This window comes from Streptomyces sp. NPDC026092 (assembly GCF_040638605.1).
GTDB lineage: Bacteria > Actinomycetota > Actinomycetes > Streptomycetales > Streptomycetaceae > Streptomyces.
Map to the genome: position 1 here is coordinate 29,589 of NZ_JBEZYN010000031.1, position 14,300 is coordinate 43,888.

Below are 14,300 nucleotides of genomic sequence, written 5' to 3' on the forward strand. Positions count from 1 at the left end.
CGATCCTGCCGCTCAGCAAGATCAACAGGGGACGCTAGCCGCGGTCCGCGCTCGTTCCGTGAGCGGAACATGAGATTCCGCGTGATGATCAACATGGTTGCCCGAGCGAACGTGTTTGTTCCGTGGAGGTCTCCGGAGAGGAGCGGAGATCTTGCAGGGAGTCGAGGAACTGTCTTGGTCTACTGGTCGGTTACGGCGAGTGCCCCCGCCGTGGGGCGGGGGCACTCGAGGTCTCGGCGCGCGGTGTACGGGAGGTCAGGTGATCGTCCACCGCTGCAACGGCGAGGCGGTGTCGGGCTGTTGGGTCGCCAGGGAGCCGCTAGCCGCCGAGGCCGTCGTGAGCAGCAGACCGCTCTTGAGTGAGGCGACGGTGTACGTGCCGTCCGCGCGGCGCGTGGCGGTCCAGCGCTGGTTGGCGCCGCCCGTGCACGTCCACTGGATCACCTTCGCGCCGGCCGCGGTGGAACCCCCGTCGACGTCCGCGCAGAGCCCCGACTCGACGTTGACCAGCTCGTACGACCCGTCCGGCTGCCGGGTGAAGCGCCAGTTCTGGTTGGCGCCGCCGTTGGCCGTGTACGTGATGAGCTGGGTGCCCGGGGTCGTGCTGTGCCCCGGGTTGTCCAGCGCCTTGCCGCCGGTCACCAGGGTCCGTACGCCGTCGAGCGATCCGGGCGCCTCGCCCACGGGGGTCAGGGTGAGCGTCTGCTCCGCCGCCGTACGCGCCCCGCCGACCCCGCTGCCGGACGTGTCGGTCCAGGAGCGTCCTGGCGTGGTCTCGGCGGGCCGCGCGGAGTCGGCGGACATGCCGATCACCAGGCCGCTGTATCGGTTCACCAGCCGGTACGCACCGGTCGGCGCCCCGGAGGCGGTGGTGCCCGGGACCACGAACCACTGCTGCCCGACGCTCGGACCGCCCGCCCCGACCGCGGTCACGGTCGGCCGGGTGCCCCACGCGCGGCTGCCCGTGACGGTGGAGTCGACGCCCAGGAGCCCGCCGGTGGCGCCGTTCGCGATCCGGTAGGCGCCGTCGCCCAGCGGCGTGAAGGTCCACGACTCCAGGGTCGCTCCGGTGGGAGCCGACACTGAGGTCGTCGCGGAGCCGCCGGAGACCTGGGCGAGGACGCGCCCGCCGTCGGACGAGATCCGGTGGGTCCGTGTCGGGTCGACGGGGTCGGCCGGGGCCGATGTACCGATGGAGACGTTGACGTACTCGCTGGACGAACCGCCCGAGCAGCCGAAGGAGCAGTACGAGCGGAAGCTCTTGCCCACGATCGCCGAACTCGTCCGGCTCGTGCTGTCCAGGAACCAGCGGTACCAGGAGGCGTTGGTGTGGCTGCCGGTGTCCCCGATCAGCCGCCACTGCTGCTTCGACAGGTCGTCTGTGGCGTAGAACTGCTGGGGAGCGTTGCCGCTCTGGTCGACGGCCTGGGGCTGGCCGACGTAGAGCCCCAGATGCGCGTTGTACGTGATGTCCATGACGAACAGCGGCGAGGTCGGCGGCATCGAGCCGGCCGCGACCTGCTGGCTCACCGTGCCCGCGGTGGCCGGGTCGTACTCGTCGGCGACGGGGGTGTAGCCGGTGGTGCTGGTGGCGCCGACCGGCACCATGTTGCTCTCCCGGCCGCCCACACCCGGCTCGGTCCAGGCACCGTCGTACCACTTCCGCCAGGAACCGGGCGCCATCTTGCCGGAGATCGGGGCCCGGGCCACATGCGCGTGGAAGGCCTTCCAACCGCCGCCCTTCTCCACGATCCGGGAGCCGTAGAAGGCGTAGAAGTAGCCCGAGGCGGTGTCGACGAACAGCCGCGGATCGCCGTCGCCGTAGTGGTACGTCTGCTGCGGGAAGGCGGCCGTGTCACCCCGCTTCGTGCTGTACGGGGACGTGATGACATGGGACTTGATGCGCCACGTCCGACCCCGGTCGGTGGAGACCGCGTAGTCGATGCCGTCGTAGTGGACGCCGTCACCGAAGGGCTGCGGGGTGAACTCGTTGTGCACCAGGCCGTACCAGTCGCCGGTGTCCGGGTCGACCCACACCCCCGCCAGGTCGCAGAAGTTCTTCTGGGAGTAGCCCGAGCCGGCCGGCGGGGCGGTGGACTCCAGGCCCGTCGGGCTGTTGTTGCACCGCCAGGTCGTGTCGTTGTTGCGGTCGTTGCCGTTCGCCGGGTCGACGGCGTCGCTGATCGCGCTCGACCGGGTGGCCGTGTCGAAGTCGGACCCGGTGAAGAAGGTCCACTTCCGGGGCTGCGTCGCTCCGTAGAGCGCGTGGGCCTGCTGGAAGTAGAAGGTGCCGTCCTTGTCGATGTAGGGGGCGGCGGGCGTGTCGTCGGGGTGGGTCCAGGAACCCTTGGCGCCGACCGTCACGGTGTAGGTGGCGGCGGGCGCGGCCGCCGGGGCCGACTCGACGGGTGGAACCGCGGAAGCGCCTCCACCGCCGGTCAGAGTGAGGGTCACGGCGGCGAGCGCGGTGACCAGTAGGGATCTTCGAGCGGGCATGGAGCACTCCTCCCCGGGGCGTCGCGCGGGCCGCGGCGGCCGCCCCTCGCGGAACCGGGCGTACCGCAGCTTCCTCGGCCCGGGAACCCGTGCACATGGACGCGCGCGTGGGAGGGCTTGGACTTTGGGCGTACGCACCGCGTCACGAAGGGGCGGACGCCGACTCCGGTCGGGGGACATCGCGCATGCGGCGCAGCGGAGAGAAGAACACGAACCACCCGGCCGCCCACGAACCGACGAACGCCACCCAGAGCGCGGGCCGCACCCCGATCAGGGTGCCGAGCGCCCCGCCGAGGACGCCGCCGAGCGGCAGCGTGCCCCACACCACCCAGCGGACGGCCGCGTTCATCCGGCCCATCAGCTCCGGCGGCGTCACCGACTGGCGGTAGCTGAGCTGCGCGATGTTGTAGACCATCCCGGCGAAGTACGCGACGCCCCAGCCCAGGGGGAACAGCAGCACTCCCCAGCCCGGCCACGCGGCCGCCGCGACGACCTGCGGCGCGCTGAAGACCAGTATCGACACCCAGATGATCCGGGCCGAGCCGATCCTCTGGGCGAGCCGGCCGGCGAAAGCGCCCCCGGCGATCCCGCCGACGGCCGCGCCCGCCATGACGAGCCCGGTCAGCGCGGGACTCACGTGCAGCACCCGGACGAGGAAGACCATGGCCAGCGCCGTGCTCATCCCGGAGAACAGGTTCGCGGTGGCCGTGCATGCCACGACCCGGCGCAGGATGCCGTGCCCGAGGACGAACCGCAGTCCCTCGGTGATCCGCCGCCGCAGGGTCTCGTCCGCCTGCCGCGCCGCCGGCGGATCCTCCCGCTTCCTGATCCCGAGGACCGACAGGACCGAGACCGCGTAGGACAGCGCGTCGGCCATCAGCGCGCCCGCTGCGCCGACCACACCGACCAGACCGCCGCCCAGACTCGGCCCCGCGAGCTGCGCGAACGCCTGGGTGGTGCCCAGCTTCCCGTTGGCGTCCATCAGGTGGTCGGGGCGGATCAGGGACGGTACGTAACTCTGGTATGCGATGTCGAAGAAGACCGTGCACACACCGGCCGCCACCGCGACCACGTACAGCTGCGCCATCGTCAGGACGTCGAACGCGGCCGCCACCGGCACCGATCCGACGATCACCAGACGGAGCAGATTGCAGACGATCATGACGGAACGTTTCGGAGCGCCGTCCACCATCGCACCGGCCGGCAGCGCGATCAGCGCGAACGCCAGCGTGGTGGCGGCGGTCAGCAGCCCGACCTCGAACGTGCTTGCCTGGAGCGCGACGACCGCGAGCAGCGGCAGGGCGACGTGGGTGACGGCCGAGCCCATCTCGCTGACCGTCTGGCCGCTCCACAGCAGCAGGAAGTCGCGCTGACGCCAGAGGCTCGGCGACGCCTCGGCCTCCGCGTCGGCGCCCGCCAAGTCCTTCTCCACTTCCGTCACAGCACGCACTCCGTTCCCAGGTGTCACGACCGGAACAGGCCGTTGGCCACCAACACGCGGGAGACGGTGCCGTCGGTTCTCACTCAGGCAATGACCCCAGGCCAGGGGCGCGGGCCCCCGGCCTCAGGTCCACAGGCTCGGGCCCCCAGGCTCAGGCCACCGCCAGCCGCCACAGCGACGTGACCTCGGAGGCGCGGGCCCGGTGCAGCGGGTCCGAGCGGTCGGCCGCCCGGGAGTGCCGGGGCTTGGTGGTCGTACGGGACACCACGCGCAGGCCCGCCGCCGCGATCGCGTCGACGAGTTCGGTACGACCGCGCAGCCCGAGGCGTTCGGCGAGGTCGGAGAGGATCAGCCAGCCCTCGCCGCCCGGCTCCAGGTGGTCCGCTAGGCCGGTCAGGAAGCTGTGCAGCATCCGGCTCTCCGGGTCGTACACCGCCCGGTCGAGGGGCGTGCGAGGCACACCGGGCAGCCACGGCGGGTTGCAGACGATCAGGTGCGCGCGGCCCTCGGGGAACATGTGCGCGTGGCGCACATCGATCCGCGCGGCGAGCCCAAGACGGTCCGCGTTGTCGCGGGCGCACAGCACCGCGCGGGCGTCCGTGTCCGTGGCGACGACCCGGCGCATCCCGCGCCGGGCGAGCACGACGGAGAGCACGCCCGTACCCGTACCGATGTCGAAGGCCGTGCCTCCGGCGGGCAGTTCGGCCTCCGCGACCAGGTCTACGTACTCCCCGCGGACCGGCGAGAACACGCCGTAGTGCGGGTGGACGCGGTCGCCCCCGAGCGCCAGGATCTCCACACCCTTCCGGCGCCATTCGTACGACCCGATGACGCCGAGCAGCTCCCGCAGTGAGCCGACGCCGGGGCCCGAGCTGGGGCCGTACGCCTGGACGCAGGCCTCGCGCACGCGGGGCGCGCCGCGCAGCGGGATCCACCAGTCGTGCTCGTACGGCACGAGCAACCGGCCGAGCAACACGGCCCGGTGGGACTGGGCGAGGCGCTGGCGCCGGAAGGTGTCGGCGGGGGACTGGGCGGGCGCGGTGCGCCCGCGCTCGGCCCGGCGGCCGAGCGCGGCGAGGAGCCGGCGCGCCGACGGGTAGTCGCCGCGCCAGAGGATGGCGGAGCCCTGGGCCATGAGCTGGTGGGCGGCGGCGACGCTGATGGTCTCCTCGGCGGGCACGATGTGCGCGGGCGGCGGGGTGCCGTTCGCCGCGTACCAGCGGGTGCCCTCCATCGCTCCGCCGCTTCCCGTGGCCCACCGCGTGGTCTGTGTCGTCACCGAACATCAACTCCTTGAGGGTTGATCCTCGACCAGTCGGGGCGCTGTGGGCCGTCCGGCGGAAATGTTTCGCGCGCTCTTGACGCGCGCGTCAAGGGCGGCCGACGGGACCCGAGGCTGCGAGCGTCGTCGCCGACGGACGCCGGCGCATGGTGCAACGAATCGGGGAGCGCCCGAAATGCCGGATCCGTCCGCCTGGGTGAGGTGCGGCGGGATGCGGGCGGACCGCGGCGGGGCGGCTCGCCCTGGATGACGCCGAGTCGGCGCGCCGCCCCCCCGCCCCGCCGCCGCGAATTCACGCCGTGCGGATCGACGGATCTGTGGCGGAAGGGGCGCGATTCCGCACATGACCGACTCGGGCCTGCCGCGATGAAGCCCGGTCATGTCCCATGCCGTAGAGCGCTGTTCGAAGTTCATGGCCATGACACCGACACCGGTTCAGATGGAGGTGCTCGTTCCACTCCGAAGGAGTCATCGCCTTGAGAAACGTCCTTCGCCGGATCGGCGTCATCGCCGCGGGCACCGCCCTCATCGGCGGCGCACTGTCCGTCGCACCGGCCTCCGCAGACGACACCCTCGACGTCCAACTCCTCAGCATCACCGACTTCCACGGCTACCTCCAGCCGCCCCTCCCCGGACAGGGCGGACAGATTCCCGCGGGCGGCGGCACTCAGGTGACCGTCGGTGGAGCCGCCTATCTCGCCACCCATCTCGACCGGTTGCGCTCCGGGCACGCCAACTCCCGCTTCTTCGCCACCGGCGACAGCTTCGCCGGCTGGCCCTTCGAAGTGGACGCCTTCCAGGACGAGCCGACGATCGAGGTCCTCAACAAGTTGGGGCTGGACTTCACGGCCGTGGGCAACCACGAGCTGGACGTGTCCCCGAGTTTCCTCGTCGATCACATGGGCAAGGGCACGTGCTTCGGTACGGTCGGAGTGGAGAGCTGCTTCACGGACTCCACCGGACAGCGCTTCCACGGCGCGGACTTCGACTTCCTGACCGGCAACATCGTCGACGCGCGGACCGGGAAGCCGATCGTGGACCCGTACCGCATCGAGTGGTTCACCTCAGCCGACGGCAAGCGGGTCCCGGTCGGCTTCCTCTCCACCACCACCGAGGCCACCGTCACCGGCTCGACGTCCTTCCAGCCGGGACTCCGCGCCCTGGACCAGGTGAGCACGATCGAGCGGTACGTCAAGGAGCTCAAGAGCCGCGGGGTCGAGGCCATCGTCCTCAACGTGCACGAGGGCGGGTCGCCGCGGAACGGCGCGGACCTGGGCTACAACGAGTGCGGCGACGCCTACGGGCCGGTGATCGACCTGGCGAAGAAGGTCTCCGCCGAGATCGACGCGGTCGTCACCGGGGACTGGCACACGCGCTTCAACTGCATGGTGCCCGACCCGGCCGGCGTTCCCCGCCCGGTCGTCGAGACGGGCAACCACGGCGCCCTGATCAACGAGATCAACCTGTCCATCGATCCGGCGAGCGGCGAGGTCCTCCGGGACCGTACCCGTTCCGTCAACCACGCGGTCACCCGTGACGTGGCACCGGACCCGGAGGTCAAGAAGATCGTCGACCACTGGGCCGCGCGCGGAGCCGAGCGCTTCGCCGAGCCGCTGGCGACCCAGACCGGCCCCTTCACCCGCGCGGCGAACGCCGTCGGCGAGAGTACCGCGGCCGACCTGTTCGCCGACGTCCAGTACTGGAACGCCAACCGCACCCCCGAGGGGAAGGCCGATCTCGCGCTGATCGCCGCGCAGCCCGCCAAGGGCAGCAACGCGGTGCGCACCGACCTCCCGTACGCCAAGGGGAGCCACCCCGCCGACGCGGACGGCCGCATCCTGTTCGGCGAGTCCTGGAACGCCTACGGCTACGGAAACCCGGTCCTCACCGTGACCGTGAAGGGGCGTCAGCTGGACGCGATCCTCGAACAGCAGTGGCAGAGGCAGGCGGACGGGACGGTGAAGTTCGCCCCGCTCGCGGTGTCGAAGAACGTCTCGTACAGCTACGACCCGGCCCGCCCGGTCGGCGAGCGCATCGCGTTCGGCGACGTACGGATCAATGGCCTGCCGATCCACCCGGCGGGCACCTACCGGGTGGCGGCACTGGCGTACACGGTCGTCGGAGCCGACGGCTACACCGCCTTCGCCGGCTACACCGCCCCTGTCCGCAACGGTGCCGACCACGAGAGCTTCGTGGACTACCTGAGGGCGCACAAGCAGATAGCCCCGGCGCCCCTGAACCGGGTCCGGGTCAAGGGCAGGCAGGCCCCCGCGGGACCGCCGTCGGCGCGCGCCCACGCGCGCGTGGGCGGATCCTGGTAGGTAGGAAGGGGCGCGCGGCGGTCCTACGCGTCCCGACGGCACGAGGAGGCAGACCATGACACGGACACTGGAGTGGACGGTCGGCCTGGAACTGGTCGAAGAGGACGGCAGGACCAAGGCCGAGGCGCACCTCAACACCGGTACGTCGACCCTCACCGGCCACGGCAGCGCACGCTGCAACCCGTCGGACGTGGATGTTCCGGCGATCGGTGACGAGCTCGCCGCGAGTCGGGCCATGAAGGACCTGGCCGGTCAGCTGATGCGCGAGGCCAACCGGGAGATGGAAGCGGTGGGCGCGGGGACCGTACCCCAGCACACCGGCCCCGGATACGGCTGGCCGGAGGCGGTCTCCTGACGGAACCGCCTCGCGCACCGGGCCCGTCGGCTTCCCGCCGACGGGCCCGGTCGCGTGTCAGGGGCGTGGGGTGAGGTCGTCCTCGCGGTCGCTCTCGTCCTCGTTCCCGCTCTGGTCGCCGTCCCCGCCCCGGTTGTCGTCTCCGCCTCCGTTGCCGTCCTCGTCTTCGTCCTTGTACGAGAGCCGGTCCACGACCTCCACGACGCCGTCGACGCTCTCGCAGAGGCGTACGAAGACGGGTGCGAGGCTCCGGCGCTCCAGCGTGCCGCTGAGCGTGACCCGGCCCTCGTCCACGTCGACATGGAGCGCGGCGGGGGAGTGGCGGAGGATCCGGATGACCACGTCCTCCAGGATCTCCTCCTGGATCGCCCGGTCCCGGCGCAGGAACAACTGCAGCAGATCGCTCCGGCTGAGCACCCCGATGAGCTGCCCGTCCGCGTCCACCACGGGCAGCCGCTTCACCCGGTGCCGCTCCATCAGCCGCGCGGCCTCCACCGCCGTCCAGGACGGACGGGCCGCGACGACGGGGCTGGACATCATCGCTCCGGCTGTGCTCGGGCCGTCCTTCGCGGTGTGGCGGCGCAGCAGATCCGCCTCGGAGACCACCCCGATCGGCCGGTTCGCCTCGTCGACGACCGGTACGGCGGTGATGCCGTACTCGTCCAGCAGCCGCGCGATCTCCTTGAACGGCGTCCCCGGCTGCACGGCCACCGCGGTCGGCGTCATCAGGTCGGCGACACTGCGGTTGCGCATCGTCCGTTCCGTCCCTTCTCCCGCTTCTCCGTCCATGATCCCTCACATGGCGGGCAGGCCGGCGACGCGGATGTTCCGCCGCCCGTCGACCTACGCGCCACCGCCGTGCCACCGCCGCCGAACCGGTCGACGCCCCCGTCCATGCCCCTGCCCGAATCGCCGGTCGCGGGAGGAACGTTGGCGACTACGGACGTGTGACCGGAGAGTGCGTCGGTACGCAGGAGGTGGCCGGCCCGGAAGCTCGATGGAAGGGCAGGCAGCCGGGTGGGAGTTCCGCACTTCCGTTTCACCTCGCGTGAAGCCCGGCAGATTCTCCACGAACTGGCACTTCTTGCACGGAAGGGCATGGCTGTGAGCGAATTCGATATCTGGGTCTACCGCCCGGCCGCGGGATACCAGCAGGGGACCGATCTCGTCGGCTACAAGGTCGAGGCCACCGACGGTGCGATCGGCAAGGTCAGCAAGCATTCCGAGGAGGTCGGCGCCTCCCACATCGTCGTCGACACCGGGGTGTGGATCTTCGGCAAGCATGTTCTCCTGCCGGCCGGGACGATCAAGCTGATCGACATCACGGAGGAGACGGTCTACGTCGACCGGACGAAGGACCAGATCAAGGACGCCCCCGAGTTCGACGCGGCCAAGTACACCGGCGAGCCCACCTATCTCGAGCAGTTCGCCCGGTACTACGGGCAGCCGCACATGTAGCGGCAGGGCACGGCGGGCGCGGTGCGGGCCCGGCAGCGTGCCGTGCCGTCTTCCGGCGATCTCCAGCGTGCCGCCCGTGCACGTTTACGGGCCACCGGAACGGGCTAGCCGCTCCACAGTGAACGATGTCGCACGAGAGGAGCCCAGCTGTGTCGGGTGAGCAGAAGATGCGTGCCAAGAAGGAGCAGGCCACGGGCAAGGCCAAGGAAGCGGCCGGCCGGGCCGTCGGGAACGAGCGACTCACAGCGAAAGGCCGAGCGGAGCAGGCCAAGGGAGACGCTCGTCAGGCCAAGGAGAAGATCAAGGACGCGATGAAGGACTAGCGCCACTTTCGGTGTTTCAGCGCTTCAGCGCGGGGCGGTGTCGGGCCCGGGCGACCGGTCACCGAACCGCCCCCGCTGGTCTGTCCCCACCGCTCGCGTCGTCACCCCTCCTCGGCCGTCGCGGTCACCGCGCCGAGAACGGGCTGGTGTCGAGGTGCGCCAGAAGGTCCGCCGGATCGCTGTACACGGCGGCAGCGCCCGCCTCCCGCAGGTCCGCGCGGGGGATCCCGCCGCAGAGCAGCCCGACGCAGGTCACGCCCGCGCGGGTGGCGGCTTTCATGTCCCACACCGTGTCGCCGACGAACACCGCTCGCTCGGCCGGAACATGTACGAGCTCCAGGGCGTGCCGGACGGGCTCGGCCGCCGGCTTCCCGGTCTCGACGTCGTCCGAGGTGGCGGTGTCGGTGATGGCGTCGTCCGCGTCGATGGCCTGGCGCAGGGCCGTGAGTTCCCGGTCCTTGGCCGAGGTGACCAGCACGATCTTCCAGCCCGCGCCCGCCAGCTCGCGCAGGAGAGGGGCGGCTCCGGGCAGGGCGGCCAGCCGGTCGAAGTAGGTTGCGTACAGGGTGTCGTGCGCGGTGCTCAACCGATCATCGTCCCCGTGGTCGCGGTCCTCCCCCAGCAGGTGGCCGAGGAGGTCTTCGCCGGGCAGGCCGACAGCCCGGTGGATCGCGTGCGTGGAAACGTGGTGCCCGGCTTGCCGGAGCGCCTCCCACCAGGCGGTCACGTGCAGGTGGTTGGTGTCGGCCAGGGTGCCGTCCACGTCGAAGAGCGCCGCGCGGTTCATGGGAGGGGCCTCACAGTGTCCGGAACGGGCTTCAGTGGCCGAGGGCGCGCTTGAGTTCGGCCTTGTCCATCTTCGAACGGCCTTCGACATTGCGCTGCTTCGCCTCGTTGTAGAGCTGCTCCTTCGTGGGGCCCTGCGAGCGGCTGTGGGAGCGCTGACCGCCGCGCTTGGAGGACGACATGTCCTGGATGGACGAGCGGCTCGCGGTCTTCGACTCTCCCGCGCGGGCGCGTTCCTTGTTGACGGTGCGCGCGGCGATCTCCTTGGCCCGCTTGGTGCTCTCGCCGCGCTGCTCGGCACTCTCCTTGATGTGTTCGTACTGGCGCTCACGCTTTGCGCTGGAACCGCGAGGCATGGTCACTCCTTGGTCGGCGGTCTGCGGTGTGGATGAGGAAGGAACGTGCTGCTTCTGGTGCGGCGGCCCGTCCACGGTGTGCACCGCGCCTACCCGGGCACGAGGCGGGCATTCGGCGGCCGGCAGGTACAGCTCGACGTACCGGGTTCTTCTCTCCTGCTGCGGACGTACCCGAACGTTCCCCGTCACGCTGACACAGCGAGTGACGCGCCGCACCCTTTCGGTTGCCGAGAGAGGCACCTTCGAGCGCGATCGGGCCTCGGCCACCCATACGGCAGCGGGATGCGGGTAGTCGACGTGCGTAGGTGAAGGGTGAACGGCTGCTGCACGACTCGGCCGCCCCCGGACGCAACGCAGGGAGGAACGAGATCATGATCCTCGTCGGAGTGATTCTGCTCGTCATCGGTTTCGCCGCAGGCATCGCCGTCCTGTGGACCATCGGGATCGTTCTCGTGGTCCTCGGCGCCGTCCTCTGGATCCTCGGCGCGCTCGGACACGCGGTGGGTGGCCGACGGCACTATTGGTAGGAGAGGTGGGGTTCTCGGCGGCGCAGCGAGTCCGCCCCAACGGCGAGGAGAAGGATCATGGCAGCGAAACGGACTGTCTACCACGTCACACCGTCCGGAGAGCGGGCGGCGGCCGCGGGCGTGAAGTGGCAGGTCGAGGGCAGGGAAGGCCGTCGGATGCTGCACGTGCCGCATCGCACGCAGAAGGACGCGATCGACGCGGCACGCGACCGGGCCAAGGACCACACACCCGCGCAGGTCGTCGTCCACGCCCGCGACGGTCACGTCCGCACCGCGTACACGTACGGCGACGCCGAGGCCCCCGGTTGAGCGTGGGAGCAGGGCAGGGGAACTCGGCGGCGTCTTCCAGGGGAGTCGCCCATGTCGGGCCTTGACGCCTTCACGGAGCTGCTCGATCACCCCCTGTACGTCGTGACGGCTGCGGCCGCGGACGGTGAGCGGGCGGGGTGTCTCGTGGGGTTCGCGTCGCAGTGTTCGATCAGCCCGGCGCGCTTCACGGTGTGGCTGTCCCGACGGAACCACACCTTCGGTGTGGCCTGTCGCTCCTCCCACCTGGCGGTGCACGTCCTGGGCCGTGACCGGATGGACACGGCGCGGCTGTTCGGCGAGGAGACCGGCGACGAGATCGACAAGTTCGCCCGCGTGGACTGGACGTCCGGTCCCGGCGGCGTACCCGTACTCGCCGATGCCTCCGCCTGGTTCGTGGGCCAGGTGGAGACCCGGTGGGACGGTGGAGACCACGTCGGATTCCTGCTCGCCCCGATCGCCGAAAGCGATCCGGAGGACGCGGCACCCGGCCCGCCCGGTCTGCTCAGCCTCAGCGACGCCGCAGGCTTCTCTCCCGGCCATCCCGCCTGAGACCTGCCGGCCTGAGACCCGCCGGCCTGAGCCTGATGCCGGCGGCGCCCGTCCCACGCCGCCCTACGGAGTACCGAGAGGCGTACGGAGCGCGGATCGGCCGGCGAGCCAGGCGCCCACCACGCGCGCGTGGAGCCGGTCTTCCAGGAAACCCGTGGCCTCGATGCCGAAGGTGACGTCCGCGGCGAGGCCCGGTTCCTCCTCCAGTAGTCCTCCGACGACCTCCCGGCGCACGAGCTGCTCATGGACGGCGTCCGCCTCCACGTGCTCGTCGTAGAAGAGCTGAGCCGCGGGCCCCGCGCCGAGGCGGCGCAGTGCGGTCGCCAGCCTCGCCGCGCCCGGTGACGAAGTCACCTCGACGGCCGCGAAGTGTCCCACCAGCGCCCCGCGCAGACGGCGGTGCAGCCCGAACAGCGACATCAGGTTCACGGTCGCCAGGGTCTCGGAGCCGGCCGACTCCAAATACCGTCCGTACGCGTGGTCGAGATCCAGGTCGCTCATCAGGTCCGCCCACAACTGGGAGTGCATGCGCTCCGCGCGGCCGCACCCGAACTCGTCGTACTCCACCGCCACCATCGCCGCCTTGGCGCGTCCCTGGAGCCGGGGGACCACCCACAGGTGCGGATCGGCCTCCCTCAGCTGGTAGATCGACCGCAGCGCGGCGTACTCACGCATCTGCCACAACTGCCCCTGCTCGACGAGGTGGTGGGAGACGCCGCTTCCCCCGACCGGCTCCACGAGGATGTCCGCGAACGCCTCGTCCGCGTCGTGGAAGCGGCGGCAGTCGCGGCGCAGCCTGCCTTCGAAGTGGGCTTCGAGGAGCGCCCGGAACCCGAGGAGACCGGCATCCCATTCCCTGTCGTCGGGGACGTGGGCGAACCCCCGGTAGTGCAGTTCGTAGCAGAGGTGGAGCGCCAGTTGGACGTCCTCTCCGTACGGATCGGATCGCCTCACGGCCGCATGGTCCGGCAGACGGGTCGCGCCGTCGAGCAGTTGGCGGCGCACAGCGTGGGACAGGGGGCCACGGGAGTCCGGCAGTCCCGGCTGCCCCGCGAGGCCCCTCATCGCGTGCCCTGACGCGGTCACCCTGCCTCCCCCGAGGCGGGCCGGGCTCGCCGGAGGTGGGTGCGATGGCTGGTGTCGCAGAAGGGTGATCGCGAGCTGCGGCGGCACATGCAGAGTGCGACCATCGGCCGTTCGCAGAGCGTGACCGTCCCGTCCGGCATGACGATCTCGACCGGGCCCTCGACGAGGAGAGGCCCCTCGGCGAGAAGCCTCACCCGCGCAACCGTGCCGGTGGGCCCTGTCGTACGTTCCTTGGAAAGGGTCATGTCGGACCAGCCGATCGGTTCCGGTTCCCGGGCGTGTGCCGCAACTGTCGAGCGGGCGGGTACCCGGGCCACGACGGCCCATGCGCGCCGGCGGACGCCCGGATGACGACGAGCTCCTCGGTGTCCGCGCCCGTGGGGATCAGTCCCCGCGCCTCGAACCACCGTGCGCGAGCGGACATCACCGGGCCGAAGGGCTGGACACGGCGCTCGACGACGGTCGTGTGCAGGCCGCCCCGTCGCAGCGCCTCCACGCTCGTCGAGACGTCGGACAGCGAGGAGTGCACGAGCAGGAGCACGCCGGTCGGTGTCAGCAGCCTCGGGGCCCGGGCGCAGATGCGGTCGAGGAGTAGACGGCCGTCGTGCCCGGCGTCCCACGCCCGCTCGGAGCCGCGGGCGGGCTGTTCCGGCCGGACGCTCGGTACGTACGGCGGGTTGGCCGTCACGAGGTCGAAGCGCTCCCGCGCCACGGGCGTGTCCAGGTCCCCTCGCAGCAGTCGGACACGGCAGCCGTACCGGCGCGCGTTGAGGCGAGCGGCAGCGATCGCGGACCGTGAGATGTCGACAGCGGTCGCCCGTGCGCCGTTGAGGGCGGCGACGATCGCCAGGATTCCCGTACCGGTGCACAGATCCAGCGAACGCGTGTCGGGGAGCAGATCCTCCCGGCCCAGTCGCGCCAGCAGGAGTTCCGTATCGGCCTGGGGGGCGTAGACACCCGGCAGCGTGAACACGTCCATGCCCCGCGTGTGCCCGGAGCGCGGCGGTCCAC

General features: G+C 71.1%; 16 protein-coding genes. 7 read left to right on the plus strand and 9 right to left on the minus strand.

The annotated features are described in order from the left end of the window. Positions 1-255 precede the first annotated feature (255 nt). The 3 genes from AB0F56_RS33535 to AB0F56_RS33545 all read right to left on the minus strand — a co-directional run bounded on the left by AB0F56_RS33535 (position 256) and on the right by AB0F56_RS33545 (position 5,171). On the minus strand, positions 256-2,496 hold the full coding sequence (locus tag AB0F56_RS33535) for an RICIN domain-containing protein (protein WP_362016700.1): 2,241 nt from the start codon (positions 2,494-2,496) through the stop codon (positions 256-258). A 142-nt stretch (positions 2,497-2,638) separates the two neighbouring features. Beyond that, positions 2,639-3,937, minus strand: a complete 1,299-nt coding sequence (locus tag AB0F56_RS33540; RefSeq protein WP_362016702.1) for an MFS transporter — start codon at positions 3,935-3,937, stop codon at positions 2,639-2,641. A 151-nt stretch (positions 3,938-4,088) separates the two neighbouring features. Next, positions 4,089-5,171, minus strand: a complete 1,083-nt coding sequence (locus AB0F56_RS33545) for a class I SAM-dependent methyltransferase (protein ID WP_362016765.1) — start codon at positions 5,169-5,171, stop codon at positions 4,089-4,091. A gap of 524 nt (positions 5,172-5,695) precedes the next feature. Between AB0F56_RS33545 and AB0F56_RS33550 the strand changes: the two genes are divergently transcribed. Both AB0F56_RS33550 and AB0F56_RS33555 read left to right on the plus strand, forming a co-directional pair. After that, positions 5,696-7,540, plus strand: coding sequence for a bifunctional UDP-sugar hydrolase/5'-nucleotidase (locus tag AB0F56_RS33550; protein ID WP_362016704.1), 1,845 nt, complete (start codon positions 5,696-5,698; stop codon positions 7,538-7,540). A 55-nt stretch (positions 7,541-7,595) separates the two neighbouring features. Continuing rightward, positions 7,596-7,895, plus strand: a complete 300-nt coding sequence (locus AB0F56_RS33555; protein WP_362016706.1) for a DUF1876 domain-containing protein — start codon at positions 7,596-7,598, stop codon at positions 7,893-7,895. 57 nt (positions 7,896-7,952) lie between these two features. Here AB0F56_RS33555 and AB0F56_RS33560 read toward each other — a convergent pair whose 3' ends face one another. Further along, the gene (locus AB0F56_RS33560) at positions 7,953-8,648 is read right to left on the minus strand and encodes a CBS domain-containing protein (RefSeq protein ID WP_362016708.1); all 696 of its coding nucleotides are present in this window, start codon (positions 8,646-8,648) and stop codon (positions 7,953-7,955) included. 345 nt (positions 8,649-8,993) lie between these two features. On the opposite strand from AB0F56_RS33560, the gene AB0F56_RS33565 reads away from it, so the two are divergent. Together AB0F56_RS33565 and AB0F56_RS33570 are read left to right on the plus strand one after the other, a co-directional pair. After that, positions 8,994-9,353 (plus strand): PRC-barrel domain-containing protein, encoded by a 360-nt coding sequence (locus AB0F56_RS33565; RefSeq protein WP_362016710.1) that lies wholly within the window; start codon positions 8,994-8,996, stop codon positions 9,351-9,353. Between the two features lie 149 nt (positions 9,354-9,502). Beyond that, positions 9,503-9,676 carry a CsbD family protein gene (locus AB0F56_RS33570; protein ID WP_362016712.1) on the plus strand — a complete coding sequence of 58 codons (174 nt, stop codon included), beginning with the start codon at positions 9,503-9,505 and terminating at the stop codon, positions 9,674-9,676. Positions 9,677-9,800: 124 nt separating this feature from the next. On the opposite strand, the gene AB0F56_RS33575 is transcribed toward AB0F56_RS33570, so the two are convergent. Together AB0F56_RS33575 and AB0F56_RS33580 are read right to left on the minus strand one after the other, a co-directional pair. After that, positions 9,801-10,463 (minus strand): HAD family hydrolase, encoded by a 663-nt coding sequence (locus tag AB0F56_RS33575; protein ID WP_362016714.1) that lies wholly within the window; start codon positions 10,461-10,463, stop codon positions 9,801-9,803. Between the two features lie 31 nt (positions 10,464-10,494). After that, a complete protein-coding gene (locus AB0F56_RS33580) occupies positions 10,495-10,818 on the minus strand; it encodes a plasmid stabilization protein (RefSeq protein WP_362016715.1) in 324 nt (107 codons plus the stop codon). Positions 10,819-11,189: 371 nt separating this feature from the next. Between AB0F56_RS33580 and AB0F56_RS33585 the strand changes: the two genes are divergently transcribed. Genes AB0F56_RS33585 through AB0F56_RS33595 form a run of 3 tightly spaced genes read left to right on the plus strand, consistent with a single transcriptional unit; the run spans position 11,190 to position 12,203 of the window. Continuing rightward, a complete protein-coding gene (locus AB0F56_RS33585; RefSeq protein ID WP_362016717.1) occupies positions 11,190-11,345 on the plus strand; it encodes a DUF6131 family protein in 156 nt (51 codons plus the stop codon). Between the two features lie 57 nt (positions 11,346-11,402). Next, entirely contained in the window at positions 11,403-11,654 is a 252-nt protein-coding gene (locus AB0F56_RS33590; protein ID WP_362016719.1) for a DUF2188 domain-containing protein, read from the plus strand. Between the two features lie 51 nt (positions 11,655-11,705). Then, positions 11,706-12,203: a flavin reductase family protein gene (locus tag AB0F56_RS33595; protein WP_362016721.1), complete on the plus strand. Its 498-nt coding sequence runs from the start codon at positions 11,706-11,708 to the stop codon at positions 12,201-12,203. 63 nt (positions 12,204-12,266) lie between these two features. On the opposite strand, the gene AB0F56_RS33600 is transcribed toward AB0F56_RS33595, so the two are convergent. From AB0F56_RS33600 to AB0F56_RS33610, 3 genes are read right to left on the minus strand one after another with little or no spacing between them, the layout of a single operon-like run. Next, complete coding sequence (locus AB0F56_RS33600) at positions 12,267-13,268, minus strand: iron-containing redox enzyme family protein (RefSeq protein ID WP_362016767.1); 1,002 nt, start codon at positions 13,266-13,268, stop codon at positions 12,267-12,269. Between the two features lie 17 nt (positions 13,269-13,285). Next, positions 13,286-13,534: a CDGSH iron-sulfur domain-containing protein gene (locus tag AB0F56_RS33605; protein ID WP_362016723.1), complete on the minus strand. Its 249-nt coding sequence runs from the start codon at positions 13,532-13,534 to the stop codon at positions 13,286-13,288. After that, complete coding sequence (locus tag AB0F56_RS33610; RefSeq protein ID WP_362016725.1) at positions 13,531-14,268, minus strand: HemK2/MTQ2 family protein methyltransferase; 738 nt, start codon at positions 14,266-14,268, stop codon at positions 13,531-13,533. The genes AB0F56_RS33605 and AB0F56_RS33610 overlap by 4 nt, the downstream gene beginning before the upstream one ends. Positions 14,269-14,300: the final 32 nt, after the last annotated feature.